Annotated in this window: 21 protein-coding genes and 1 tRNA gene; 5 read left to right on the top strand and 17 right to left on the bottom strand. The window is 55.5% G+C overall.

What is annotated here, in order from left to right:
- Window positions 1-90 precede the first annotated feature (90 nt).
- Window positions 91-672, top strand: coding sequence for a TetR/AcrR family transcriptional regulator (locus FrondiHNR_RS02760; RefSeq protein WP_279353719.1), 582 nt, complete (start codon window positions 91-93; stop codon window positions 670-672).
- 35 nt (window positions 673-707) lie between these two features.
- Here the strand turns inward: FrondiHNR_RS02760 and FrondiHNR_RS02755 are convergent, their stop codons facing one another.
- The 5 genes from FrondiHNR_RS02755 to FrondiHNR_RS02735 form a co-directional block, all read right to left on the bottom strand.
- Window positions 708-1,376 carry a signal peptidase I gene (locus FrondiHNR_RS02755; protein WP_279353718.1) on the bottom strand — a complete coding sequence of 223 codons (669 nt, stop codon included), beginning with the start codon at window positions 1,374-1,376 and terminating at the stop codon, window positions 708-710.
- Window position 1,377: 1 nt separating this feature from the next.
- Window positions 1,378-2,085: a hypothetical protein gene (locus FrondiHNR_RS02750; protein ID WP_279353717.1), complete on the bottom strand. Its 708-nt coding sequence runs from the start codon at window positions 2,083-2,085 to the stop codon at window positions 1,378-1,380.
- Window positions 2,086-2,087: 2 nt separating this feature from the next.
- Window positions 2,088-3,443, bottom strand: a complete 1,356-nt coding sequence (locus tag FrondiHNR_RS02745) for a ricin-type beta-trefoil lectin domain protein (RefSeq protein ID WP_279353716.1) — start codon at window positions 3,441-3,443, stop codon at window positions 2,088-2,090.
- A 190-nt stretch (window positions 3,444-3,633) separates the two neighbouring features.
- The gene (locus FrondiHNR_RS02740; protein WP_279353715.1) at window positions 3,634-4,038 is read right to left on the bottom strand and encodes a TasA family protein; all 405 of its coding nucleotides are present in this window, start codon (window positions 4,036-4,038) and stop codon (window positions 3,634-3,636) included.
- A gap of 87 nt (window positions 4,039-4,125) precedes the next feature.
- Complete coding sequence (locus FrondiHNR_RS02735) at window positions 4,126-4,728, bottom strand: alternate-type signal peptide domain-containing protein (RefSeq protein ID WP_279353714.1); 603 nt, start codon at window positions 4,726-4,728, stop codon at window positions 4,126-4,128.
- A 636-nt stretch (window positions 4,729-5,364) separates the two neighbouring features.
- On the opposite strand from FrondiHNR_RS02735, the gene FrondiHNR_RS02730 reads away from it, so the two are divergent.
- A tRNA-Leu gene (locus FrondiHNR_RS02730) sits at window positions 5,365-5,446 on the top strand.
- A gap of 445 nt (window positions 5,447-5,891) precedes the next feature.
- Here the strand turns inward: FrondiHNR_RS02730 and FrondiHNR_RS02725 are convergent.
- Window positions 5,892-6,662 carry a HEAT repeat domain-containing protein gene (locus tag FrondiHNR_RS02725; RefSeq protein ID WP_279353713.1) on the bottom strand — a complete coding sequence of 257 codons (771 nt, stop codon included), beginning with the start codon at window positions 6,660-6,662 and terminating at the stop codon, window positions 5,892-5,894.
- Between the two features lie 8 nt (window positions 6,663-6,670).
- Entirely contained in the window at window positions 6,671-7,174 is a 504-nt protein-coding gene (locus FrondiHNR_RS02720) for a MarR family transcriptional regulator (protein ID WP_279353712.1), read from the bottom strand.
- Between the two features lie 833 nt (window positions 7,175-8,007).
- On the opposite strand from FrondiHNR_RS02720, the gene FrondiHNR_RS02715 reads away from it, so the two are divergent.
- Window positions 8,008-8,484 (top strand): aromatic ring-opening dioxygenase LigA, encoded by a 477-nt coding sequence (locus FrondiHNR_RS02715; protein WP_279353711.1) that lies wholly within the window; start codon window positions 8,008-8,010, stop codon window positions 8,482-8,484.
- Window positions 8,485-8,563: 79 nt separating this feature from the next.
- Here FrondiHNR_RS02715 and FrondiHNR_RS02710 read toward each other — a convergent pair whose 3' ends face one another.
- Both FrondiHNR_RS02710 and FrondiHNR_RS02705 read right to left on the bottom strand, forming a co-directional pair.
- Window positions 8,564-9,031 carry a DUF1801 domain-containing protein gene (locus FrondiHNR_RS02710; RefSeq protein WP_279353710.1) on the bottom strand — a complete coding sequence of 156 codons (468 nt, stop codon included), beginning with the start codon at window positions 9,029-9,031 and terminating at the stop codon, window positions 8,564-8,566.
- Window positions 9,032-9,166: 135 nt separating this feature from the next.
- On the bottom strand, window positions 9,167-10,867 hold the full coding sequence (locus FrondiHNR_RS02705) for a bifunctional 3'-5' exonuclease/DNA polymerase (protein WP_279353709.1): 1,701 nt from the start codon (window positions 10,865-10,867) through the stop codon (window positions 9,167-9,169).
- Window positions 10,868-11,001: 134 nt separating this feature from the next.
- Between FrondiHNR_RS02705 and FrondiHNR_RS02700 the strand changes: the two genes are divergently transcribed.
- Window positions 11,002-11,772: a LysR substrate-binding domain-containing protein gene (locus tag FrondiHNR_RS02700; RefSeq protein WP_279353708.1), complete on the top strand. Its 771-nt coding sequence runs from the start codon at window positions 11,002-11,004 to the stop codon at window positions 11,770-11,772.
- Window positions 11,773-11,790: 18 nt separating this feature from the next.
- On the opposite strand, the gene FrondiHNR_RS02695 is transcribed toward FrondiHNR_RS02700, so the two are convergent.
- The 7 genes from FrondiHNR_RS02695 to FrondiHNR_RS02665 form a co-directional block, all read right to left on the bottom strand.
- A complete protein-coding gene (locus tag FrondiHNR_RS02695; protein WP_279353707.1) occupies window positions 11,791-12,486 on the bottom strand; it encodes a response regulator transcription factor in 696 nt (231 codons plus the stop codon).
- On the bottom strand, window positions 12,486-13,826 hold the full coding sequence (locus tag FrondiHNR_RS02690; RefSeq protein ID WP_279353706.1) for a histidine kinase: 1,341 nt from the start codon (window positions 13,824-13,826) through the stop codon (window positions 12,486-12,488). Before FrondiHNR_RS02690 ends, FrondiHNR_RS02695 begins: the two co-directional genes overlap by 1 nt.
- 4 nt (window positions 13,827-13,830) lie before the next feature.
- On the bottom strand, window positions 13,831-14,670 hold the full coding sequence (locus FrondiHNR_RS02685; RefSeq protein ID WP_279353705.1) for an ABC transporter permease subunit: 840 nt from the start codon (window positions 14,668-14,670) through the stop codon (window positions 13,831-13,833).
- Window positions 14,667-15,662 carry an ABC transporter ATP-binding protein gene (locus FrondiHNR_RS02680; RefSeq protein WP_279353704.1) on the bottom strand — a complete coding sequence of 332 codons (996 nt, stop codon included), beginning with the start codon at window positions 15,660-15,662 and terminating at the stop codon, window positions 14,667-14,669. The genes FrondiHNR_RS02685 and FrondiHNR_RS02680 overlap by 4 nt, the downstream gene beginning before the upstream one ends.
- A 158-nt stretch (window positions 15,663-15,820) precedes the next feature.
- Window positions 15,821-17,902 (bottom strand): acyl-CoA dehydrogenase, encoded by a 2,082-nt coding sequence (locus FrondiHNR_RS02675; RefSeq protein ID WP_279353703.1) that lies wholly within the window; start codon window positions 17,900-17,902, stop codon window positions 15,821-15,823.
- Window positions 17,903-18,227: 325 nt separating this feature from the next.
- A complete protein-coding gene (locus FrondiHNR_RS02670; RefSeq protein ID WP_279353702.1) occupies window positions 18,228-18,914 on the bottom strand; it encodes a copper resistance CopC family protein in 687 nt (228 codons plus the stop codon).
- Between the two features lie 2 nt (window positions 18,915-18,916).
- Window positions 18,917-19,609 (bottom strand): DUF1775 domain-containing protein, encoded by a 693-nt coding sequence (locus tag FrondiHNR_RS02665; protein WP_279353701.1) that lies wholly within the window; start codon window positions 19,607-19,609, stop codon window positions 18,917-18,919.
- A gap of 226 nt (window positions 19,610-19,835) precedes the next feature.
- Here FrondiHNR_RS02665 and FrondiHNR_RS02660 point away from each other — a divergent pair, with 226 nt between their 5' ends.
- Window positions 19,836-21,557, top strand: a complete 1,722-nt coding sequence (locus FrondiHNR_RS02660; protein WP_279353700.1) for an adenosylhomocysteinase — start codon at window positions 19,836-19,838, stop codon at window positions 21,555-21,557.
- On the opposite strand, the gene FrondiHNR_RS02655 is transcribed toward FrondiHNR_RS02660, so the two are convergent.
- Entirely contained in the window at window positions 21,554-23,683 is a 2,130-nt protein-coding gene (locus FrondiHNR_RS02655; protein ID WP_279353699.1) for a DEAD/DEAH box helicase, read from the bottom strand. The two genes, FrondiHNR_RS02660 and FrondiHNR_RS02655, sit on opposite strands and share 4 nt — an antisense overlap.
- Between the last annotated feature and the right edge of the window lie 46 nt (window positions 23,684-23,729).

Genomic DNA, 23,729 nt, shown 5'->3' with positions numbered 1-23,729 from the left:
ATTTACAACTATACCGTCCGTCCGGTATAGTATAAAGTAGACTCTTTAAGATTCACAGCTGACGCCCAGAGAGCATAAAATATGAGGAATATGCCCACACACACCCCCCCACTCAGTGACCGAGCCGACGGAAACGCACGCTCCCGGATCCTCGATGCTTACACCTCTCTTCTTCTCAAAGGCAACCATAGAGCAGCAACCCTTGATGCCGTCGCCAAGGTCGCTGGAGTTTCCAAGGGTGGTCTCCTCTATCATTTCCCATCGAAAGACGCGCTTTCTCAAGGGCTCATCGAACAGCTCAAAGTGCTAGCCCAAGAAGACATTAGTGATATCTGCAACGCCGGCTCCGGTGCCGTGGAGCATTTTATCCGCACCTCCGTTAACAGTGACAGCCCCCTCGACCGGAGTCTCATCGCCACAGTACGCCTCGCCCAAGACTCGCAGGAAGCACGCGATGTACTCCAGCAGATCAACGAGACCTGGTACGCGGTTATTCTCGACACTGTTCAGGACCCCCAGCTCGCCCGCACAATTCAAATCATCAGTGACGGCATCTACTTCAACACGGCAATTAACCTAGACATCAATAAGGTCCAGATGAGTGGGGACATTGAGGAAATAGTTGATTCTGTTATCGCCGTTGTAAAGCGGCTTACACAGCCAACGGCTTAGACCAAGGCTCCGTACCTGAACGCCTCAATCACACGCTATCGGAGCTTTTTAACCCGGTTCTCTCGAAGACTTGAGATGACCATCCAGACTGCGTAGGCGAGCAGAGCCCCCACGGTAAGCGTGACCACAAAGGTTCGGTTCTCGCCCATCATAAAAGAAGCAACCCACCCTACATAGGGTATTGAGTACCAGACCGTTCCCGTGACTTGCACCTCACGCACGGGGGTAGCGTCGGGTTGTGCATTAGCGTCACCCTTCGTAATAAAAACGGGGGTTCCATCGGCGAGTGTTTGCCGCTGCGTCACTCGATGAGTCACCAGGGTAGGTTCACCGCTTTTAAGCTGGTAGGTTAGAACTTCTCCCGGCTTAATATCTTCAGGGTCAGTGCTCCGAATAATGACCATAGTACCCGGCGGTAAAGACGGTTCCATAGAGGAGGTTTTAATCGTGAGCGCTGTAGAGCCGGTTAGCGCAGGCACCGCGATGGCAGCGATCCCAACACCGATAAGAACCAGCAGGACACCCACCAAAAGACCGCTTGCAAGTGACTTGAGAACAACAAAACCCCTTGCAACGTGATTAGTGTCGTGGCGCCGCCGTGCTCCCTGACTGTTCCCTCGTGAGCTTTTGCGGTGATGTCGATTAACGTATCCGAATTGTTCACGTGTTTTTCCCGGATGAACCTTTTTTCTTGGGTATCGCACTCTATCCGCTCGAGCTCTTCCGTTTCCGCGAAGCGCCAACACACAGGACTAAACCGGTCACAATACAGAGGAGCACAACGCTGACCTGTGGCAAAAAGACACCCGTCACAGACAGGCCGCCCTCATGCGTTTTATCGCGACTCGTGAAGACCCTCGCGTCAGTACACGCCTGACCAATAGACGATGATAGTCCTTGAGCTTGCGCATCTCGCAGAACTGCACGCAGGCCAAATGACACCGTTTCTAACGCACCCTCTCTCTCGGTCAGGCTAGGACTTACCGCAGCCGAGATATCCAACTGGACACTCTCTCCGGCACCAAGTTTTATCCCGTCAGAGAGAACGGTACACTCACCGTTATCAATTCCGCGCTTAATCGTCACCTGGCCGGATACACGACCCCGGTGAGGTGACGCGGTGAGAGAGAAATTTTCGGCAAGAGCCGCACTGTTCGAGATAGGGGCAAGAAGATCCAGGCGAAGAATCGCGTCGGTTGTGCTACCATTACGCACCCAAACAGACTCCGTTCTCTGATCCCCCGGCACAACCAGACCCATCGTATTAAAGATCGGCAGAACACTGTCGCTGGTATAGCCTACGCCATCGACCGACACCATAGCGTCTTCGTGAGAAGCAAAAGCCGGTTCAACAAAAGGCCCAGCCACACTCAACGCGGCGACTAAGAGCCCCGCAGTAATGTGTAAACGCAACTCTAACCCATCCCGTCGCTCTTCAACGTTACTTCTACCCCTGCACGATTCAGCTCGATACCGTCCCACAGGATCTCTCCAGAGGATGCGATAACACGAAAAGAACTGGTATCAGCCGGAAGGTAACTTCCCAACGACGCATCCGAGGTTGTATACGCATACTCCAGGTATGGCATACCGTCCGCAAAGCTTCCCGTGTCTAACCAAGCCGAACCGTCCCAACGCTGGAGCCTCACCGCCGTATCAAACGTGGAATCTCCAAATGTGAAACGAAGAGTATCGTAGCTCTGAGAGAACGTGATATTCGCTTTTTTAATGACAAGCTGCGCTAATGCGTCACCACAAGAAACGGTTGACATATAATTCTCATCGTTTCCCCCATTGCTACTCAAGCCAATGCACAGACCTGTTTTAGCACTCTCGATTTGATGGAAACCTGGTCCTTCCCGAACATACCATTTCTGTTTCTCGCTATTTTGGTTGGCTTTCTCAATAAACATCTCTCCAAGCTTGAGCCCCCCAAGATCACCCTTCTCCGTATAGGTGAGATTACGATCAGTTGCATGCTTCGGTTTCATGAAGAGGAGCGACAGATCCAAAGCAGACACAGGAGTGAACCCCCACGCTTGGTTTGTAGCACCATTACATTTCCAGGAGATAATGGGCGCGTTCTCCGTCAAACCCTTCCTGACATCAAGGCAAAACGTTTCGTTCCCCTTGCTGCTAATTGTGTACAAACCCACTCCAAGAGGTTTTGTTATGAGTGGGTACCTGCCCTGCGTTGTCTGAGTGTTCTTCGCTGGGTTCGCGGTTGCGACCCAACCGTCTTCACTCGTGATCGTCAGTTTGATTTGCGGCTCGATCTTCTGACCGGGCGCGGTGATCTTGTTCCAATCAACGATTGTCGTACGCACACAATATATGACGCTCGCTCCAGCATCCAGATTGGCTTCCAGCTTGGGCGGGGCATACCACGTACCGCTGAGAGCAGATGAGGGGATATTCACCGCAGCCGTACATGCATTGGCCGCATTCACAGGCCATACCCGAATAGAGAAATCTTTGGCTAACTCCTCAGGAGCAGAGATATTCGCTGACGCAACACCCTTTACCTGTCCCCTGTTCATAACCGTGAACACGCCAGTGTTCGTGCGAGCAGTAGATGTGTAGCTAGCCGCTAGATTAGAAAAATTTTCCTGTGCTACCTCAACTTTCTGGGTAGTCAACACACCTGAGGCCGAGACCGTGGCTGTCCAGTAAGCCCAACTTCCACCACCCAGTGCAACAAGAAACGCGGTAACACTTGAAATAATAAAAAGTCGTCCACCAGCCAACCAGCGCCTGTTTTTCTGTCTCATTATCGGGTCAACTTGCCTTTTCCTGAGATTGAGTACCGTTAATTGTCACGGTGAAGTTGAGTGACTGACCGCTCACGCTCGCTGGAGAGCTTGTAGGCAAAGCGACTTCTAAGCAATACCAACCCGAAGCCCCAGCCTTGATCACACTGTCACTCTTTGGCATGGTGTACCCGCTCAGAAGTTTTAAGGGTTATACAACAAGACCGACCTTACACGCATTCGCGTCTGCCACACTGGTGATTCTCGCGTTTGCATGATTTACGAGGTCGGGCGATTTACTCCCTGTTTGAATCTGAGCGTTGATAGTGGTATCAACGTGGCCGGTATTTGTAATCTTAAAAGCCTTGGCAACAGGTTTACTCGGACCGATCTGCCAGTCACCAAGCTGTACAGAACTAGAATCATTGATTGCAAGGGTCAACGTACCGGCTTGAATTGTTATTGGGCCTTTGCTTGAAATTTTAGAACTGAGTTGCGCATACGTTTCACCCGCAATGCTAAGCCCAAAAACTATTGCGATACCACAGATACCGGTCACAAGCATCAGTGAACGTAAAAGCCGCCATGAGCGACCGAACCTTGTCGCCGAAACCATAGGTCACTTCCTCATTATTCTTAAAGTGTGATGCCCGATTATAAAAATTGCCCAGATACCAGACTGGTGCTGGTGTGAAGGCTGCGATTAGTACAAAGAACCGTCAATTTGTGTGACGGTTAGAGAAAATTGCGACAGGTTCACTTTGCCGGCCTTCCCTGTGTTGTTATCCCCCACAGAAGGCCAATTTATGGATGCCGTAATAGTCGTTGCATAAGTTTTTGACTCGTCTACCTTGTGCTCAAAAACGTTCGGCACATCATTACCGTTTATATCTTTCAAAGCTGTCGCGTTATCAACGGTAAAAGTTGCGTTCGCCTTCAAAAAGCCCGCCAAAGCAGTATCCGCAGCCGTTGGATTAGTAGGCGTTGCCACCGCACCATCCGCGAGTCCAACTTGGAAACGCAAATTTTTACCCTGAGCCGTGATCTCGGCGGGGAAAGTGTATGTAAGTGTGTCCCCCGGCACAATACGCAGCTTGGCAATATCGGCTACTGTGCTTTCTGCACCCGCTGCGTGCTTAATCTTCCATGTGGGAGTTCCCTTAGCTGCTAGCTGCAAGTTTCCCGCCGTTATATCGCTTTGCGCTGAGTGTGATGTCTGACTCCAATAGGCCAGTGTGCCACCAGAACCAATCAGTAACAAAATAGCTGCTCCGGTAGAAAATGTAGCCTTAGTAATCTTTTTCACAGGTTTCCTCTTCTTTGCTCGTGTTTAACTTCAAAAAACGTAAAATATTTCAACGCAATTGTAACCAAAGGTTAGGCTGAAGTACTATTTAAAACAGAAATCTTTCAGAAACTTGAATTTTAAAAGTAGCTAAATTTAATAAGTAAAACATTGCCGCAAAAAAGCATCGCAAGCGTGCTTCTTTGGCCACCACCCACGCTCAGACGGTTTTGCCACAAGACTTCTTCACCTTCCAGTGAGTGCGATTGCACGCTCAAGGTATCGACTATACGCGCATAGCGTGGCCGCAAAAGTGGTCGTGTCCAATCAGCCGGTGGGTACTGATCGAGAGGTTCCTGAGCGATGCAATCACGTGTACAACGCTCCCATCACCTCATCTATAAACAGTCTTCGTCGTGTTTGTGTTTCATACCCATCGGAGCCGGTTCTCAATTAAGTTTTATGATCTGTATGGAGCTAGGAAATGCAATGCAATCCGATCCGATCCGTTGCGTTGCGTTGCGAGGAACATTGCCGCCTCACACACACTGACCCGTCCGTACCTTTTCGGTCTATCGACGCTGGGCCTGGGAGCTGCCCCTAGAACCGGGGCTTGTCGCTTGAACACCAGAACTACCACTATGATTGTTAACGCCCGCGGGAGTGGTGGAATTGGTAGACACGCAGGATTTAGGTTCCTGTGCCGCAAGGTGTGAGGGTTCAAGTCCCTTCTCCCGTACTTTTGTCCGGAGTCGCAACATCGTTGACAAACGGTGTTGCGACTCCGGGTTTTTGGGTTGTGGAGCCGAGCAAACAGGAGTGGGTCTGTGTGCGTGAATATCAGATGCCAGCGGCCCTGTGTAGATGCAAAATAATAGACCCTACATCGCGCACGGTTGTGCTTCCATCGCGCACTGTGTATTCAATCCGTACGATCAACTGTTCGGCCTGAGCTTCTTCGGGCGTGGGCCTTTACTCCGTGCAAACTTTTCGATCCCGAACAACAACCCGAGTCGTGTCATGGAGGCGTGGGAAGCGGCCTGGGCATTCGATGAAAGTCCCCCCATCCTCTGTGAATACGCGGAACACGGCACAGTCGACGCGTGTGTCTCTCGGACTTGTTTCCCCGCCTCAACCTGAGTAAGCACGAACTCAAGCTGGCGATCAAGCAGCTGACTAATTCTCTATGGGCGTGCGGGAGAATAATTCACGGAGCGCAGAGCGCGCTTCACGATTCGAGCGGTGGCAGCATCGTCGTTTTCATCGACCCATCGGTCACACAGCTTGATAGCCCAATCCGGACGAGTCTTCGCAGCATCGTTGATCCAATTCGCCACTGAGTCCTGCACATAGCGCGACGGATCGGCTCGAAGGGGGTGCAAGATCGGTTCGCCACGTTCCGGTTGTTTTTTGAGCACGGTAATGTGTGCCGCCCAGACGCCGCGCGGTCGAAGCGCTTCACTAGTGAAGCGGCGCACCCGTTCAGACGGGTCGTTCGTCCAACCGGTGAGCAGGTCGATGCTGGTGTCAAGATCGCTGACGAGTGTCGAACGCGCTGCCATCCATACCCATTCGCGCACAGTGAAATGTTCATCATCGGCGAACCGCCGGAGCCGATCAAGTAACACAGCAGGGCCAGCCGCGGTACGGGCTGCGATGAGAAAACAGATCCAACCGCGCACAGTATCGGAGGGGTGATCAGCCAAGCGCCCAACCTCTTCCTCGGCGAGACGATCGGCCAGGGCAGCACCAATAAGCGTCATTCGTTTGAGGATACCGCGCTCCTGCGCCTCGGCAACCTCAACGCGCAACCTGCCCCCTGCGTCAGGAAGCACGGCTCGAAGCAACACCGTGTGATCGATAGCGAGAGCTTCAGAGAGCGTGCGCGAAGACGAGGTACCCGCGTTGAGCGAAGCAAGACGCACCGCGTCGATCTCGGTGCGACTACGTGCCACGCGCTCACTCATCCGTCTACCACAGTGGTGAGGCTTCGCTGCACAGTGAGATTCCGCTGCATCTCAGCCAGAGCAAGAGCCACACCGCTACGTTCGTCCGCGTCGATCCCCGCCCCAAGCCGGTCGAGCCAATCAGCATAGACCGGCACAAGGCGAGAGAGAAGCCACTCCCCGACAGCCGTTACCCTCAGCATATGCGTGCGACGGTCGGTCTCGTGGGGACTACGCTCGACCAGCCGGTCTCGGTCGAGGCGATCCAGCAGCCCGGTAACTGTCGCTGAGGTAACTTCGAGCCGATCTCCCAACGTTCGTGGCGTGATATCCGGTTCGGCAGATATCGCCAGGAGCGCCGCGAGGCGACCCTCTGACAGGTCATGCTGGGCGAGCAATTCGGCACAGGCCGCATCGATGCGTCGCGCTGTAGTGAGTACCGTCATCACCAATCGGGCCGACTCATCGTCACCGATGCGAGACAGCAGAAGTTCTTGTTTGATGCCAACTGTATTATTCATTAGCCACCATATTACTAGGTGGCTAGCAATATGAGCAAGGATAAATTCATTGGAACTAGACGCAAGAGCACTCACATAGCTTTTACACCGCGGGGTTCTATGATTTTCCGTATCGTTCCTTTGTGTTATGCCGAGGAACCATAGCATTGGCAAGCTGCCTGACCACCACCTCACGTCAATTTCAACCGAAGACAAATTCCATCAAATCCGATGAGCATCGTTATCAAGTCATCTTGCACAAAAAGCAATGACCTCAGAGCCTAGCTTTGGCATACCCAATGAGGGCTGCGCATCAGTCCAATAACAGTACCGAACGGGTCAGCGGTGGAAGCCGCGGTGAATTCGCCACCACATTTAGTCAAGGGAGCATACGTATACGCACCGCGGGCAATCATTGAGTCCAGAGTCAATCCGACACCGTTGACGCACCAATCAGTGGTCGAAGCGGGCACACCCCAGGGAAGTCAAAAATTACGTTCGGAGATCGCCACCACGCTGCTGCTCTCCCAATGAGCAGTGTCGATTCTGCAACGGCAATGCGGTCGATACTGCTCCGCGCTCAACCACAGGACAGACCCGCAATATCCATCAATATCAGAATTGAAACAAACCCCCCAAAAATCTTGCCGATACAACACTCAACCCCAATTAGGTATAGAATATACTTATAATCACTTATTGCGAACAAGCAATAGACAAAACATTTGTCCTGGTTTTTTCCAACCACAGATTGAGCATTCTTCTTCTACAGCTTCGTAGCTCTATCACAACTTCCCTGTGCCCATGATCGGCCACTTCGCACATCGCGTTGCGGCCCCAATGAAAGGAAAAACATGACCGACATCACTGCTCCGGAGAGCCCTGCCACGGGAAGTGCAACCGCCGGAAACGGCAAGTTCCGCGCTGTTCGATGGATCGGCTTCCTGGCAATTCTTGCGGGGGCCGTCATGATAGTTGCCGGTGGAGTCGTGTGGGGGGTTGTCACCACCCAGCTTCGCGCTGAGGAGATAACGGTGAGTGAGGACGCCGCATTCCTGGGAGGCTCCCAGGTAGCAGGACCCTTTACCGCCCTCGCTCAGGCTGACATCATCAATGTCCACACACTGGAAATGACGGGTGGCAAAACCTATGCTGAGCTCGAACAGAATGACCCGATCCGCGCGGTGGCCATGAACGCTTCTTTCTTACGAGCATCGCTCTTCACCTCTGTGGTCTCATACGGTGTTGCAGCTTTTGCCATGGGAGCGGGCCTTATGATCGGACTCCTGGGTTGGGCACTCACGGCGGTTACACCACGCCGTAACGCCTAATAGCTTCACTGACGGGGGTGTGGTGCGCGAGTTTCTCCCAACGCATCACACCCCCGTCAGGCTTTAAACACACGTAGCCTCACAGCGATGAGGAGCGCGACTCTACATAACGGTGCAGATAATCATCCATGCCGATCCTGCCGACCAACTCACCAATGAGTTCGTAGGGAATCTTATTCATACTTTCCAAACGAATACAGCTTTTGCCTATATTGAGGGGAAATCCGGTGCGAGAATAAGCGGTTTTAAACCATTCAAGATCCTCTAGTCTCGTGTATAAACCCAGATGGTACAGCGATATATAGTTCTTCTGGTTGCCCAGGTTAATAAAAGGAACGGGTAAACCTGGTGCCGCGTGATATCCAGCGGGGAATGAACTGAAGGGCACCACCCATCCGGGCATCCCATAGATCATGCGCTCTTCGAAGCCCGGATCAATCGATTCGCGAATAATCGCGAGCAATCGTTCAAAAGGTCCCTGTCTCTCGTCAGGAAGCCGATCAACATACTCATCAATCGTTTCTACACCACGGGTCACATGCGGCATATCCATCCCCTTTCTCACCCATAATCTGCGGCCTATCAGCAAAGAATACTCCCTACCTAACGATCCGGGTCAAGGGTTCTTACGCGATATTCTTAACATAGCAATAACTATTGCATGACGTAAGAACAATCTCGGTTATTTTTTGGCATCAGAATAACTATCGGCAATGATTGCTTCCACCGGAAATTCCACAGGAAAAACGCCAAAAAGTAAACGACCGGCCTCTGCGGCCGCCTCCCGCACAAGTTCAACGACCTCCTCCGCGTATTCTTCGGGGGTGTGCACCACTACCTCATCGTGCAGAAAATAAGCCAGGTAGGGACGAGCCCGAGAATCACCCAATTGCGTAAGACGAGTACGCAACCCGGCCAACCAGCACAGTGCCCACTCCGCCGCACTCCCCTGGCAGACAAAATTGCGCGTAAATCTCCCCCACGCGCGAGCTTTGCTCCGAGCCTTCTCCCGCCTTGGCTCAGCAGGAGACTCTGGATTTCTGATAAGTTCGACCCACCACTCACCCTCAGGCGAGGGAGAGCTCCGCCCCAACCAGGTAGTGACGATCCCACCCGACTCTCCCTCTCGCGCAGCATCTTCAACCAGACGAAGGGCGCGGGGAAAAGCGGCCACAAGACGAGGCATCAGCGAGGCACTCCTGCCGGTTGTGGACCCATAAAGCGCCCCGAGCATCGCAATTTTGGCGTGCTCACGGGTGTCTACAACACCCCGATCGACCAGGGCCTGGTAGAGGTCTTGCCCCCGTCCGGCATCCGCCATCGCCACGTCTCCCGAGATCGCAGATAAGATACGGGGTTCAAGCTGAGCAGCATCGGCCACCACCAGTTTCCATCCAGGATCCGCAACAACAGCGGGCCTCACCACAGCGGGAAGCTGAAGCGCGCCCCCACCGTGGGCAGCCCAGCGCCCGGTAACCACCCCGCCCACGATATATTCCGCGTGAAACCGACCGTCCCGCACCCAGGTGTCTAACCAGTTCCACCCGTTTGCGGTGTAGAGTCGTGAGAGTTTTTTATATCTGAGCAGGGGCTCGATAACGGGATGTTTAATATCGCGAAGCTCCCACTTGCTGGTACTGGATACCGCTAGACCGGCCCGTTTAAGGCTGCGCAGGAGATCCTGCTGAGAATCCGGGTTCACCGAGGGGTTGTCCAGAGCCTTACGGATACGGGACACCAGTTGCTCCATTTGTGCGGGACGTTCACCGCGCTGCGGGCGAGGCCCCAGAATATCACTCAGCAGCCGTGCGTGAACATCCGCTCGCCAGGGTATCCCATAATGCAGCATTTCAGCGGCTGCCAATGCGCCGGCGGACTCAGCAACAAGCAAGAGGGCTAACCTCTCGGAGTATCTGCTCCCGGCCACGACCTCAAGTTGACGACGGAATTCAAGAAGTGACTCATCGAAATCGATCGGAGAGGACGCACCCTGCAAAGCTAACCCGTCAAAGCTTTCTTCCCCGTCGAAAAGAGTGTTTGCGCCTGTGTTGGCAGCACTCGGAGTAGCGATACCCTCCCATAAGGGGTTGGGAGCCTCGAAACGAGAAGCCCCCCTCGTCCACTCTGAGTTTTTGAGAATAACGTGGCAGAGACGCAAATCATGGCAGCGTAGAACCTCCACACTTTGCCGCAGGAGCTTCGGGTACCAATAAGAGGTATCGCTCCATACCCAACGCACGTCGTCTTCGTTCAGGAGCTCTACCGTGGCCGCAAAGTTGCCCTCGTCAACGGTGTGCGAGTCGAAAACCCGACCCTCTGCACTCACCTGCCGCAGAGTGACACGCCCCCGATCTTCGGGCGAGGCAGAAACGAGAATGTACACACTTCATCTTGCCACGCACCCTCCGACAAAACCCCGATTAATAACGACGCTCACACGAGTGCTATTCTGGGCAGACCCCTTTTCTTTGTCTGCGCACGATCCCTCATCCCAAGCGCACCACTCTAAGGAACCTCGTGAGCGACAGCGCGGACACAGCAGAACAGTCTTTAGGCCCATCCGCCAGCGCAGACTTTACCGTGGCCTTTATCCGCGGCGCCTCTCCCGCTAAGTGGTTTCGCACCTGGAACGAACGGTATCCTCAAATCCGCCTAGGATCCGTTCAAACGGACAGCCCACAGCAGATAGAAGTGCTGTACTCCGGTCGGGCGCAGGTGAGTATAGTGCGCGATGCAGAACCCGCCGAAGGGTTAAAGCTTATTCCCCTTTACCGCGAGAAAACGGTAGTCATTGCCCCCAAAGAACATGAGATTTCGATACTGGATAGTGTCTCGGTTGCCGACCTCACGGGCTTCCTCCTCCTCAACAACCCGGATGCAAGAACCGATTGGCCTCGTGCTATTACTCCCGCGCACAACAACACATACGTCCCAGACACTATCGCAGACACCATTGAACTCGTAGCGGCGGGGACAGGCCTTCTGGTACTTCCGCAGCCCGTTGCCCGCCTTCACTCCCGTGGAGATCTCATCTATCGACCGCTCAGAGATGTTTCAGAAGCTCTAGTGAGTCTGGCCTGGTTAGAAGAAAAAACCGATAACACGATCGATAACTTCATTGGGATCGTCCGTGGCCGTACCGCGCAAAGCTCACGCGGAACCCAATCCACCCCCGAATCCCGCCGCACCAGCAACAAAAAAGCGCGGGCGAGTACAGAGAAGACGCGGGGCCGCACATATGGAACGACAAAAAAGAGGGGGAAACCCCGCCAGCAAAAAAGACGCTAGGGAACTTCTCTCCTGGATTCACACCAGTTTAAGCTGATGAGCAAGAATAACGGCGTGAACTCGATCACGCAGCTCAAGTTTCAGTAGCACCCGACCCACGTGGGTTTTTACCGTGGACTCGGACAGGAAAAGGGTCTGCGCAATCTCACTGTTGTTCAACCCCTGAGCCATCGCGATAAACACCTCACGTTCCCGCTCCGTGAGCACGTCAAGTTTCCCGGTCCCGTGCCCTGAAACGTCTTGGGTGTCATTCTCCGTGCCGGGTTGGGGAAGTTGATCACCAAAAAGCTCAATCATCCGCTTGGTAATACGCGGGGCAACAGCCGCGTCTCCCGCATGCACCGCCCGGATGGCACTCAATAGCTCATCGGGTTTTGCGTCTTTAAGCAAGAAACCACTCGCCCCCGCACGAATCCCGGCAAACGCATACTCATCAAGGTCAAACGTGGTGAGGATGATGACGCGGCTGTTGGGATGAAGACGAGCAATGCGACGCGTAGCCTCAATGCCGTCCATCTCAGGCATTCTCACGTCCATCAGGATCACATCGGGTTGCAGGAGCCCCGCGGCCTCAACAGCGGCGGCACCCGTCCCCGCCTCACCCACAACCTCAAGATCGTCCTCGCTACTGATAACCAGCTGAAATCCCCTACGAATAAGTTCTTGGTCATCGACCAAAAGCACCCGAATGGTGCCGGATGGTGTGTGTGACATCATGCTAACCCTCTCTGCATTTCTTCGGTATCAAAAGGCTTCGAAGCAAAGGGTATCGTGACCTCAACTTTCCAGCCGGAACCAAACTTGGCGGCGCTCACCTCTCCACCAAAAATCTCTACCCGCTGACGCAAACCGACCAGACCTCGACCGCTACCGGAAGTCCTCACTCCCGGGGTTCCCGTTCCATCGTCAACAACAACAACTCGAGTCTCGCCGGGGTAAAACCACAGAGAAACATCTACAGAGGCTCCCACCCCAGCGTACCGGAGGCTGTTTGTGAGGGACTCCTGAACCACACGGTAGACGGTGAGCTGCTGTCCCTGATCAATGGCAGGTTCTCCCTCAACCCTATAGTGCACGTTCAGACCGGCATCTCTATAACTGTCCACCAGCGTAAGGATGTTTTTAACTCCCGGCTGCGGAACCCGCTCCACGGACTCCTGCGACTCTTCTTGGCTCACCGAGAGCACCCCCAACAAGCGACGCATTTCGGCCAACGCACCCCTCCCGGTCTCGGCACTCGACAACATCGCCTTTTGAGCAGCCCCGGGATTGCGAGTTGTGCTTGCTGCAGCCCCGTCAGCCAACGCAATCATGACGGAAAGAGAGTGCGCTACTATATCGTGCATCTCACGGGCAATGCGAGCCCGCTCCGCGCTAGCCGCCAGAAGAGCTCTTTGGTCTCGTTCTCGGGCCAGTTGTTCAGCCCGGTCAAGAAGGGCGATCAGGTATCGGCGACGATTGCCCATATTGACCCCCACCAAGAAAATAATGAGAAACATGCCACAAACGATAAGGCTTGACTGGACCACCTCCACTAGCATCTGTGTGAATCCCTCTGTTGACCCGTTTTGAACCCCTTCTCGTATAACTCCCCTGCCCAGATTTGCAAGAAAAATCGCGACAGAAAAGGCACCGTATCCAATCCACGCCGTTCGCAGGGAAGAATAGATGGGGAGCGACCACACCAGAATAGCCCCCGCGAATATATCGGTAAGCTCCGGGCCAAGAACCGGAAATATGAGGGCCACAAACAGCACCCCCATTCCCCACAGCGGATACTTGCGGCGGAACAGGATGGCACAGGTGAGTGCCACCGTGACGAGGACAGCTCGAAGTATCTTCGTCAGTACTAAAACGGGGTCGGAGCCCCACCAATCTACGAGGGAGATAAAGAGAAAGGCCAGAGCAAAAACGAGAAACCCGCCAGCAAGAATTCCGTCTAGAGCATAGGGGTGTCGGGCCCAAAAACGACGGAGGGCACCGGGAGGTCGGGGTAGAAGCGGATCCGCAGCCCTCTCGGAGTCTGAGAAGGCCGCAAATCCGGTGTGTGACATTGAATTACACGTCCCTCCGTTTGATCAGCACCAGCGCGGGAATAACCGTAACAAGTGCCCATCCAATCATAATGAGCAGTGCTTGCCAGTATTCCATGCGAGCCGCGGAAGAATCAACCATCTCTATTGGCAGGGTGGAGATGACGTTTCCAACACTCGACGGGAGCCATGCCACCAAGACCTCAACCCAATCGCTCACCTGCGCAAGAAAGCCCAGCAGCACGGGAACAACAAGGAGAATTCCCACGCTAAGGGAAATTCCCGCAGCCGTATTCCGCACGATGGCACCCAATCCGTAGGACATCACACCAATAAGCGCAAGGTACACAACGCCCCCAAGCAGGGCCGCAAGAACACCGTCATCGGCCAGGCTCACGGCAAATCCGTGAGATTCAAATACTGCAACCGTGAGCAGAAATCCACCAAAAATAATGACGGCACCGGAGACCACGAGGACGGCAAAGAGGATTATCGCCTTGGCCACGAGAGCCTGAGTACGTTTGGGAACAGCTGTAAAGGTGGAGCGGATCATACCGGTCGAGTACTCACCCGAAATCAGCAGAACTCCGAGCACCGCAGCAATAAGCCCAGCGAAAGCGATCCCCGAGGTCGCGTTCGAAACCGCAAAGTGCACGTGCGATGTCGACGGTAGATCCACCCCTAAATTATCCGAAAGTACGGTGGCCCCGAGAGCGGACAGGCCCAGCGAAAAAATAATCATGGTACCGAGGGTCCACCAGGTGGAGCGGAGCGACAAGAACTTAATCCACTCCGAGGATAGGACACCGCCAAAACTCACGCTCTTAACGGTAACTTCTGAAGACTGCTGTGTCACTGTGCTCATCGGTTCTCTCCCCGGCTAGCATTCTCGTCTGAATAGGCTGATGAACCGGCAAAGGCCTGGGCAACCGTTCGCGGGTCAAAGCCGCTTGCCGCGTCTGTACGATACTCAACCTCATCGCGAGTGAGGTTGAGGTAGGCCTGCTCCAGCGAACCGCTTAAAGAGCGTAGCTCGTGAAGAACAGTTCCTGTTTGAGCAGCGATTTCTCCCACACGCTCAATCGACATCTCGGTAATATCAAGCACCTGAAGTTCGGAACTGGATACGGTAGCCCCCGCCTGCAAGAGTGCGGTTTGCAGAGACTCGCTCTGCGGCGTGCGCACGCGAACCGCACTCACAGTCATTCGACCCACCAGCTCGGAAACGGACGCGTCTGCCAGGACACGGCCCCTGCCCAGCACAATGATATGGTCCGCGGTCTGCGACATCTCGCTCATAAGATGGCTCGAAAGCAAAACCGTTCTGCCCTGGCTAGCCAGACCCCGCACCAATTGACGCACCCACAGAACACCGTCGGGATCAAGGCCGTTAATCGGCTCGTCGAGAATAAGGGTTTGAGGATCACCCAGGAGTGCTGCCGCTATGCCCAGTCGCTGTCCCATGCCCAGCGAAAACCCACCGACCCGTTTGCTTGCAACGGAGGTAAGACCCGTCATCTCGATGACCTCATCCACCCGACTGAGCGGGATGCGGTGGGTTGCCGCCATTGCCCGAAGATGATTTCGGGCACTACGTCCGGTGTGAACAGCCTTGGCATCCAGAAGAACACCAACCTCGTGCAGGGGCGCACGGTGCTCGGCATAGTGACGCCCGTTAACCGTGACATTACCGTGAGTGGGACGGTCAAGCCCCACAATCATGCGCATGGTGGTTGATTTACCGGCGCCGTTAGGTCCGAGAAAACCGGTGACCTTCCCCGGTTGAATACTAAAAGAGACACCGTCAACGGCCACCTTCGAGCCGTAACGCTTGGTAAGAGTTTCCGCTTCAATCATGAAAAACTTTCGTTGTAGATGGAAATATTATTGTTCACGATACTACGAAGGGTCGGAGCAATACGTCAGTCACAAGACTCATTTATCTACCGAGGGGTGGCACTCAGGTACCAGAAGTAAACGCCCCGAGGAATAACCCCCGAGACGTCCAACTTTTCTTATCTGCTCTGCCTTTTCTTTAGCGTCTTTTCGTGAACAGGGGCAATACCCGCGGCTCTCTGCGCCGCATAGTACGCCCGCGCCTCATCTTGACGCTGCTTCTCCGCACCCAAAGCTATCGGTGCTCGCACGTGCTCGGGACCGTAACCAAAGGTCTCGATAAGATCGAGAGCGTAGGGGCGGATACGCTCAACCAAACGATCAATGTACTGGGTCACGGACTCTGCACGCTGTCCCGAAAGTCGCCCGTTGATGAGGTACCACGCGACATGTTTCTCGATCAGGCTGAGACCAAAGAGGTCACGGAGCCAGGTAAGAATCTGCCGGTTGCCCGCATCCATCGTTTGGTTAACCGCTCGGGTAAAGGTTTCCCACTGCACAAATTCTCCGTAGGCGCGGGCCGCCTCAATGAGTTCATTTTGATTCTCGTTAAAGAGGCGAGCACCCTCCTCAGGCGGAAGTTTTGAGGCTTCTTTAAGCCGCTCCGCGACAGTGGCCACCATGCTACCCACCCGAGTACCCAGGAGCGCACGCTGATAGTCGACATCTCGCACCTGGCCAACAGCACGAGCGGTGGAACCGAAATCGGAGACATTTTGCGCGAGCCGACGCAGACCCGTTCCGTGTAGGACGGTGTCGCCCGCCCGCTCGGCCACGTAGCGTGCCATCACGCCAAAATCTGCGTTGCGAAACTTGCTGCTGTAGTCGCTCAATAAACGCTTAGCAACAAGCTGGAGCAGCACGTTGTTGTCCCCCTCAAAGGTGACATAAATATCGAGGTCGGCGCGCAGCCCGGTGAGCCGATTCTCCGCCAGGAAACCCGCCCCACCGCAGGCCTCACGACACTCCTGAAGGGTGTCGAGCGCCGCCCAGGTGGACAAAGATTTCAAAACGGCCGCAAGCGTTTCAAGTTCCTCACGATTTGCATCGGAGTCATCCGCCCCACTAAATACCTCGTCAAACTTACGCAGAAGTCTTTCGTGAGCAAACGTGACGGCAAACGTCTCGGCAAGCTTGGGGATAAGCCTGCGCTGATGGCGCTGATAATCGAGGATGACTCGTTCCTCGCCGCCCTCGGTAACGGTAAATTGGCGGCGCTGAGACCCGTAGGTGAGCGCTATGTGAAGACCCAGCTTCATGGCTGCGGCGGCGGCTCCATCAAGAGACACCCTCCCCTGAACCAGGGTTCCGATCATGGTGAAGAAGCGACGTCCAGGGCTGTCGATGGGGCTACTGTAGGTGCCGTCCGGGGCAACATCACCGTATCGATTCAGCAGATTGGTGCGGGGGATACGGACATCGGTAAAGTGAAGACGACCATTATCGATTCCGTTCAGGCCCCCCTTAAGCCCGTCGTCGTCGCCACCAACACCCGGGAGAAAATTTCCTTTTGTGTCGCGTATGGGTACAAAGAACGCGTGTACACCGTGGTTAACACCCTTGGTAATGAGCTGGGCAAAGAGAACACAGGCGATTCCCTGGATGGCGGCGTTGCCGATGTAATCTTTCCATGCACCGCGGAACGGCGTATCAATGACAAACTCCTCGGTGGACTCGTCGTAGGTTGCGGTGGTGGCGATGTTTGCCACATCCGATCCGTGACCCGTTTCTGTCATGGCAAAGGCACCCGGCATCTCCAAATTGATCACCTGCGGCAGCCACCGCTCGTGATGCGGGGCCGTGCCCAGGTGGAGAATAGCAGCACCAAAAAGTCCCCACTGCACACCCGATTTAATCTGAAGAGACGGATCTGCTGTGACCAACTCCTCGAAAGAGGCGATGTTTCCCCCGTGGTTGTCGCTCCCACCCAGCGAAGTGGGGAACGCACGCTGGATCGCGCCCTCTTCCACAAGAACCCTCAACTGGGCCATGACGCGCTCACGATGCTCCTGCATGCTGAGGCCGTTAATCTGGTGTAACTCCGGCTTGGCAGCCGTTTTACGAGCGGCTAAACGGTCTTCTTTCCACCGCCCTAAAAGCTGCTCCGCTAGTGCTTCAACGTTCACCTGGGGTGTCGGCGGCACGCTGTCTGTCGTGATGGGAGGAGTCGCAGAGTGTGAGGTGGGTGACGTGTCTACCATCTTTGGCCCTTCGAAGTTGTCACTGGTGTGCAATCTACCGCTATCCAGCGATGTAGCGTAGTGGATATTAACCACGCTAGATTGCGATTTCCCCCCTGTAAACCCGCCCGTTTAAAAAACACAAAAAGATATTCGCTGCGTCCGCGCGGACTAGAGGGAATCTACAACACCTCGATCACGACAACACCCGAATGATTTTTCGCACAACACGGCAGCGGCCCCGCACCGCGAGACGCTGAGAGTTCTCGCGGCGTGGGGCCACTGTTGTTTTGTTGTCCTTCCCAAAGATATACCGGGTGAGGTTACCTCAGAGAATGATTAACGATTAGTTTTCGGGAGGGGCCTGCGGTCCGCTCGAGGATTTACCGTCTTCCGGCTCCGTGATGGGAGGGCCCGGTTGTTTCAGTGAGCGCCCCATGCGAACCATCACCAGGACTCCCACAGCAATAGCGCCCAAAGACACAAGGGCAATCAGGGCCACCGTTCCCCAGGGGAACCCCTCCTCACCGTTTGCTTCCTGCGCCTCCCCGGAGTTGGCTGAGATAGCCGGGTTGTCACTGTCTGTTATTTCGACACCACACACGGGCAGCGTCGGTACGCCGGTTGCCTGTACAACCCCGTCTGCCGGCGCCCAGTCGAAGGTGAACTCCTCGGAGAGGGGGTGCCCATCGGCAGATGTGAGAGCCCAGATGACGGTGTAGGTTCCGGGAACACCGAGCGAAGCCGTGCCTGTAATCGACACTCCGTCTACAGCGGCACAGCCGTCGTTATAGTAGTTTCCATCGGGTCCCTGCACTACCAGAGCGGCTCCGGCCTCCAGAATTCGGTCGTTTGTACGAACCCGAATCTCATCGGGCTGCTCCGTGATCGTGGATCCTTCAGCCGGTGTTGTAGAAACAACGTAGTTGTGTGCGTTGGCCACAGACGTGAGACCCAGCGTGAAGCCGGTAACCGCAACCAGACCGACAAAAAGGCTACCGACCGCTATCCTTCGAACGCTACGTACCAACATTATTAGTGAGAGCTCGCGTCGGAGGATCCGCCTCTGGAAACCAACGAGGCCTGTAGACGCTTGACCGACCGGGCAACCGCAAAGGATGAACCACCCGCGGCAAGGGCGGCAACAATCGCGATGATTGACAGCACCCGAGCAAAAATATCAACGGGAGGCGCAGCTTCTGAAGCGGGAACAACCGCAATCGTGCCCTGTTCATTCGAGTCGGCAGAGAACACGGAGACCACGGGCGCGGGCAGGTCGAGTGAGTGAGCATCCTGACCGGACTCGGCTATCTCGGACCAGTTAGTCTCGCCCACCTCGCAGGTCTGTAGGGTGGGGAAGCTCAGCGTTTCACCCGCCACATCGTCTGCGGTAAGGATGCGCATTTGCGCGGCCGCAAAGATACCGTCCACAACAGGTTCAACAGCCTGATAGGTGACGGAGGTAATAACATCGCCCGTCATCTGAGTGGTAATGTTCCAGGCCGGGTCGAGCACAGGAGCGACCGACTCCACACCCTCGGGAATGCTCACGACCAGCCCCGTGGTGGGCGACGCGTCACAACCGTGTTCAAATGTAAAGCTCACGGTAGAGCGTTCCCCCGCGCTAATCGAAGTGGGATCGGCAACAACGTGAGCCTGAGCTGCGGGAGCAAAAGAGATGGCTAGCAACCCGCCCACAATCGTAGAGGGCAGAATATAACGCTTCATACGTAATCCTTGGTCTTAGTGATCTAACTTTTCCCGACCCAATTGGCGCGGGGTATGGTGTGGAACTCACCCTAAACAAGAGCTTCCGGTCAAAGCCTACCCGAGAAACCTCATCGCTTTCCTTGAAAAGCCTGCATTCCTCCGGCTCAAGGGAAATCGGGTGAATACAAGAACCCTACCAAAGGATGAGTGCACAAGAACCTTCGCCCGGGCTACCATAAATGGGATGATACACGAGATTGTTAGCCAGGGTCCGGCAGCTCCGGGGAGCCGCCATGCTGGGCACACCCTAGCCACGGTTCAGCACGGCGAACGATTTATCCGTCACCTGGCCTCGACCACAAACCTGCTTATTTCGGGAGCCACAATTCTCCTGAGGGGAAACGGCCCACTCGCCCACTACCTGCTCCCCACGCTCCGGGCCATGGGCGCGCACGTGTATAGCAATTCTTCTCTGGCACGGGAGAGAGTCCCTCAGGGAGCGTTGCGCTACCTTATTGATACCGGGGAATCGTCTTCCCTGACGGGCCCCGAGAACCTCCCCGACATTGCCCCAAACACCCTCATTGTGGATGCCGGAGCGCTGCATCCGGGAATCGACCTTGAAGGGTTTGATACCGCCAGCGTCAATTCCGGGCTTGTCCCAGACAGCCCTCGCTCCGGGATCACTCGTTATCGCCTTGGCCAAAAAGATGTTTTTGTTGTCCCCCGCCACGGCTCACAATCGGAGTTGCTTAACACCAGTGCGATGCTTCTGAGCGACTTTCACGGTGTACACAGCTCTCCCGTCTCCGCCGCTGCGGGAAAAAGCCGCATCGAATGGGCCGCCCGTTTTATGCCGCTCACACGGTTGTTCTGCGAGAAGCTGGCCGCCGGGGGGAAAATCTCAGGCTTGCGCGTGGCTATTCGCCGAGTACTCGACCCCAAGATAGCGGTGCTCGCCCTGAACCTCGCACGGAGCGGAGCGCACGTGACCGTGCTGTGCACCGCCCCAGAAACCGATGATGACCTGGCGGCAGCCCTCACCGACGCCGGTGTTACCGTGTATGCTCACAGCGGCAACACACCCGAACAAGACCGGGAAGCATCCCTCACCCTCTTGGAACAACGCCCACAGCTCATCATCGACAGCGATTCTCACCTCATCCGCCTAGCCCATTCAGAGCTTCCCCACGTTCTTGATACCGTGCTGGGGGCGACCGATGACGCCGCAGACGGGCTACAATCGCTACGCTTCCCCGTTATTACGACCGAGGGCAGCGGATATAAAAAACTCTTCGACAAAGGTTACGGTAGGGGACAGTCAACCGTATTCACCGTCCTCAATCTGCTGAGCGGTCTGCACAGCACACCGCTCACCGCAACCCGTGTGGTGGTCATCGGTTATGGGGCAGTCGGCCGCGGCATTGCACGCCAGGTCTCCGCCCTGGGCGGCAAGGTAACCGTGTGTGAGACCAATCCCGTTCGAGCAGCGGAAGCAACCTTTGACGGGTATCCGGTAGCGCCCCTCACCCAGACGGTAGCTCAGGCCGCAATCATCATCTCTGCCACGGGTATGGCACACAGCGTTACCCTTGATGCACTATCCGCTGCCCTGGACGGAGCGGTGCTCGCGGTTGCGGGGGGCGCGCCTCAAGAGATCGCGATCGACGCTGCGCTCCAGGCTGGCGCGACTCTCAGTTCCGTTTCCAAGGATATTTCGGCGCTCAATCTTCGGAACGGTCCGACCCTGGCACTACTCGCTCAAGGACACGCGATAAGCGACACTGCGGGAGAGGGAGACCCCATAGAAATAGCGGATCTTTCCTGTGGGTTTCAACTCAGCGCCCTGAACCAACTGCTGAGTGACCCCTCCCCCGAACCGGGCCTGCAGAGCCTCACCGAAGAGGAAGATAGCGCCGTTGTTGGTGCATACCTATCCTCCCGGGGACTCAGTATAGATAGTTAGAGGCTGTCGCCGGGATAAAACGGTGTGAAGTCCGCCGTAATCTCGGCCCTCTCAAGTAACTCTCTGGTGCGGCGCTGACGCGTCCGTGGAATCAAAGTCACAACCGTCCCCGTGCGTCCCGCACGACCAGTACGACCGGCGCGGTGCATGTAGGTCTTATACTCCTCCGGCGGATCCGCCTGAATCACCAGGTCGATATCGTCAACGTGGATTCCTCGTGCAGCAACATCCGTCGCAACAAGAACGTTCACCCGCCCCCGGGCTAACTTATCCAGGTTGCGCGTACGGCGAGCCTGGTTAAGGTCACCGTGCAGGCTTACTGCGGCAATACCAGCGTCTTCCAAAAGCTCGGTGAGACGCTCCGCATAGGAGCGAGTACGAGAGAAAATCAGGGTTTTTGCACCGTCTTGACGATCGGCAAGCTGCTCAATGACCAGCTCTTTATCGGCGCGATCCACCAGCAATACGCGGTGATCAATGGTGCCCGAGGCCTGGTCCTCACCCGCGACCTCGTGTATGGCAGGATTCACAAGAAACTCATCAATCAGTGTCTTAACACCCTTATCGAGAGTCGCGGAGAAAAGAAGCTTCTGCCCACCACGCTTGGTATGTTGCAGTATCTTCTGAACCGGTTCCAGGAATCCCAAGTCACACATATGATCCGCCTCATCAAGAACGGTTAGCGCAATGTCGGAAAGATCAAGCCTGCCCTGATCAATGAGATCTTGAATGCGACCCGGCGTTCCAATGATGATGTCCACACCACGATTGATGGCTCCAACCTGGCGACCCTGCGGCACCCCACCGTAAATTTGGGTGGTAAACAACCCCACCGAGCGTGCGATGGGCTGAACCGTGCGATCAATCTGCAGGGCAAGCTCGCGAGTCGGCGCAAGGATGAGAGCCCGAGGATTGCGACCCGGTCCACGGTTGCGGCCCCCACCGTTTTCCATCAGTTTTTCAACAAGGGGAGCACCAAAGGCAATGGTCTTACCCGATCCCGTGCGCCCCCTACCCAGCACATCGCGTCCCTTGAGAACGTCAGGGATGGTGGCGGCCTGAATGGGGAAGGGGGTTGCTGCACCCAGCTCTGTAAGAGCGCGAGTAATATTGCCACCCAAGCCCAGGTCCTGCCAGCTCAGGTCGCTCACATCGGCAGCAACCGTGGCTCGGGCTTCCAGACGCTCCAGCACGACATCTTCCTCCGGAACGAACCGGGAGCGTCCGGCACTCTCAGAGGGCTGATAGCCGTCGCTCGCGCCGCGCTCCTCGCGGCGAGAAGCACGGAGATCGCGGTTTCCACGGGAAAAGCGGTCCTCACGGGGAACATAACCTTCACGAGAACCCCGCAGGGCACGACCTTCACGGGGAACACGACTCTCGCGGGAAGCGCGGCCTTCGCGGAAATCTCCCTTACGATCGGTGTAGTTACTAAACCCACGCTCGGTGCCGCTCTCATCAAAGTAGCGACGTGTCAAACGTTCACCGGAGTTTGAAGGCCCCCCGTGGGAGTCATGGTTTGGATGATTAGTCTGTGCTGACCTGCCCCGCTCACGCTGAGAGTTACGGTCGTATCGGGTATTTCCGCTGTAACCGCCACCATGAGCACCGTTTTTTTGAGCACGGCTTTCAAATCGCGCATGTCCACGATCATTGCGTTCCCGCTCGTCACGTGCATAGCCATCACGCCCCCGGTCACTACGGGCATAGCTGTTGCGTCCACGCTCGCTACGAGCGTAGTCGTTGCGTCCGCGCTCGTCACGCCCGCGTCCATCGCGGCCTCCGGAACCATAACGATTGTACTCACCCCGCGTACGCGAGAAGGACCCCCCGCCGTCGCTGCTTCCGTAGCCGCCACGCTCAGAACGAAACGCTGATTCTTCGCGGGTCTGGTGTCTGTCTCGGGAATCGTGGTCTGCCGAGCGGACTCGGTAACCGCGCGCGTCTCGGATATCTCGCGGGAAACGGTCGGTGCGTTCGCGACGCGCCTCGCGTTCCTCTAGCGTCCAGCGTGCCTTCTTGGCACCCGGTTGATCCGACCCCGCACTGCGATGCTTTGTCTTTGATCCCTGAGGAATATAATTTTTGGCAGCTTTAAAGCCACCCTTTTTCGTCTTTTTGGGCATGATACTTTCCGGGTTGTACTCGTGCATGAATCGCGTGAGTCACAGC

This window comes from Lysinibacter sp. HNR, assembly GCF_029760935.1.
In the GTDB taxonomy this organism is placed as follows: domain Bacteria; phylum Actinomycetota; class Actinomycetes; order Actinomycetales; family Microbacteriaceae; genus HNR.
The sequence above is the reverse complement of the archived record's forward strand: the minus strand, read 5'-3'. Positions and strand labels throughout refer to the sequence as shown.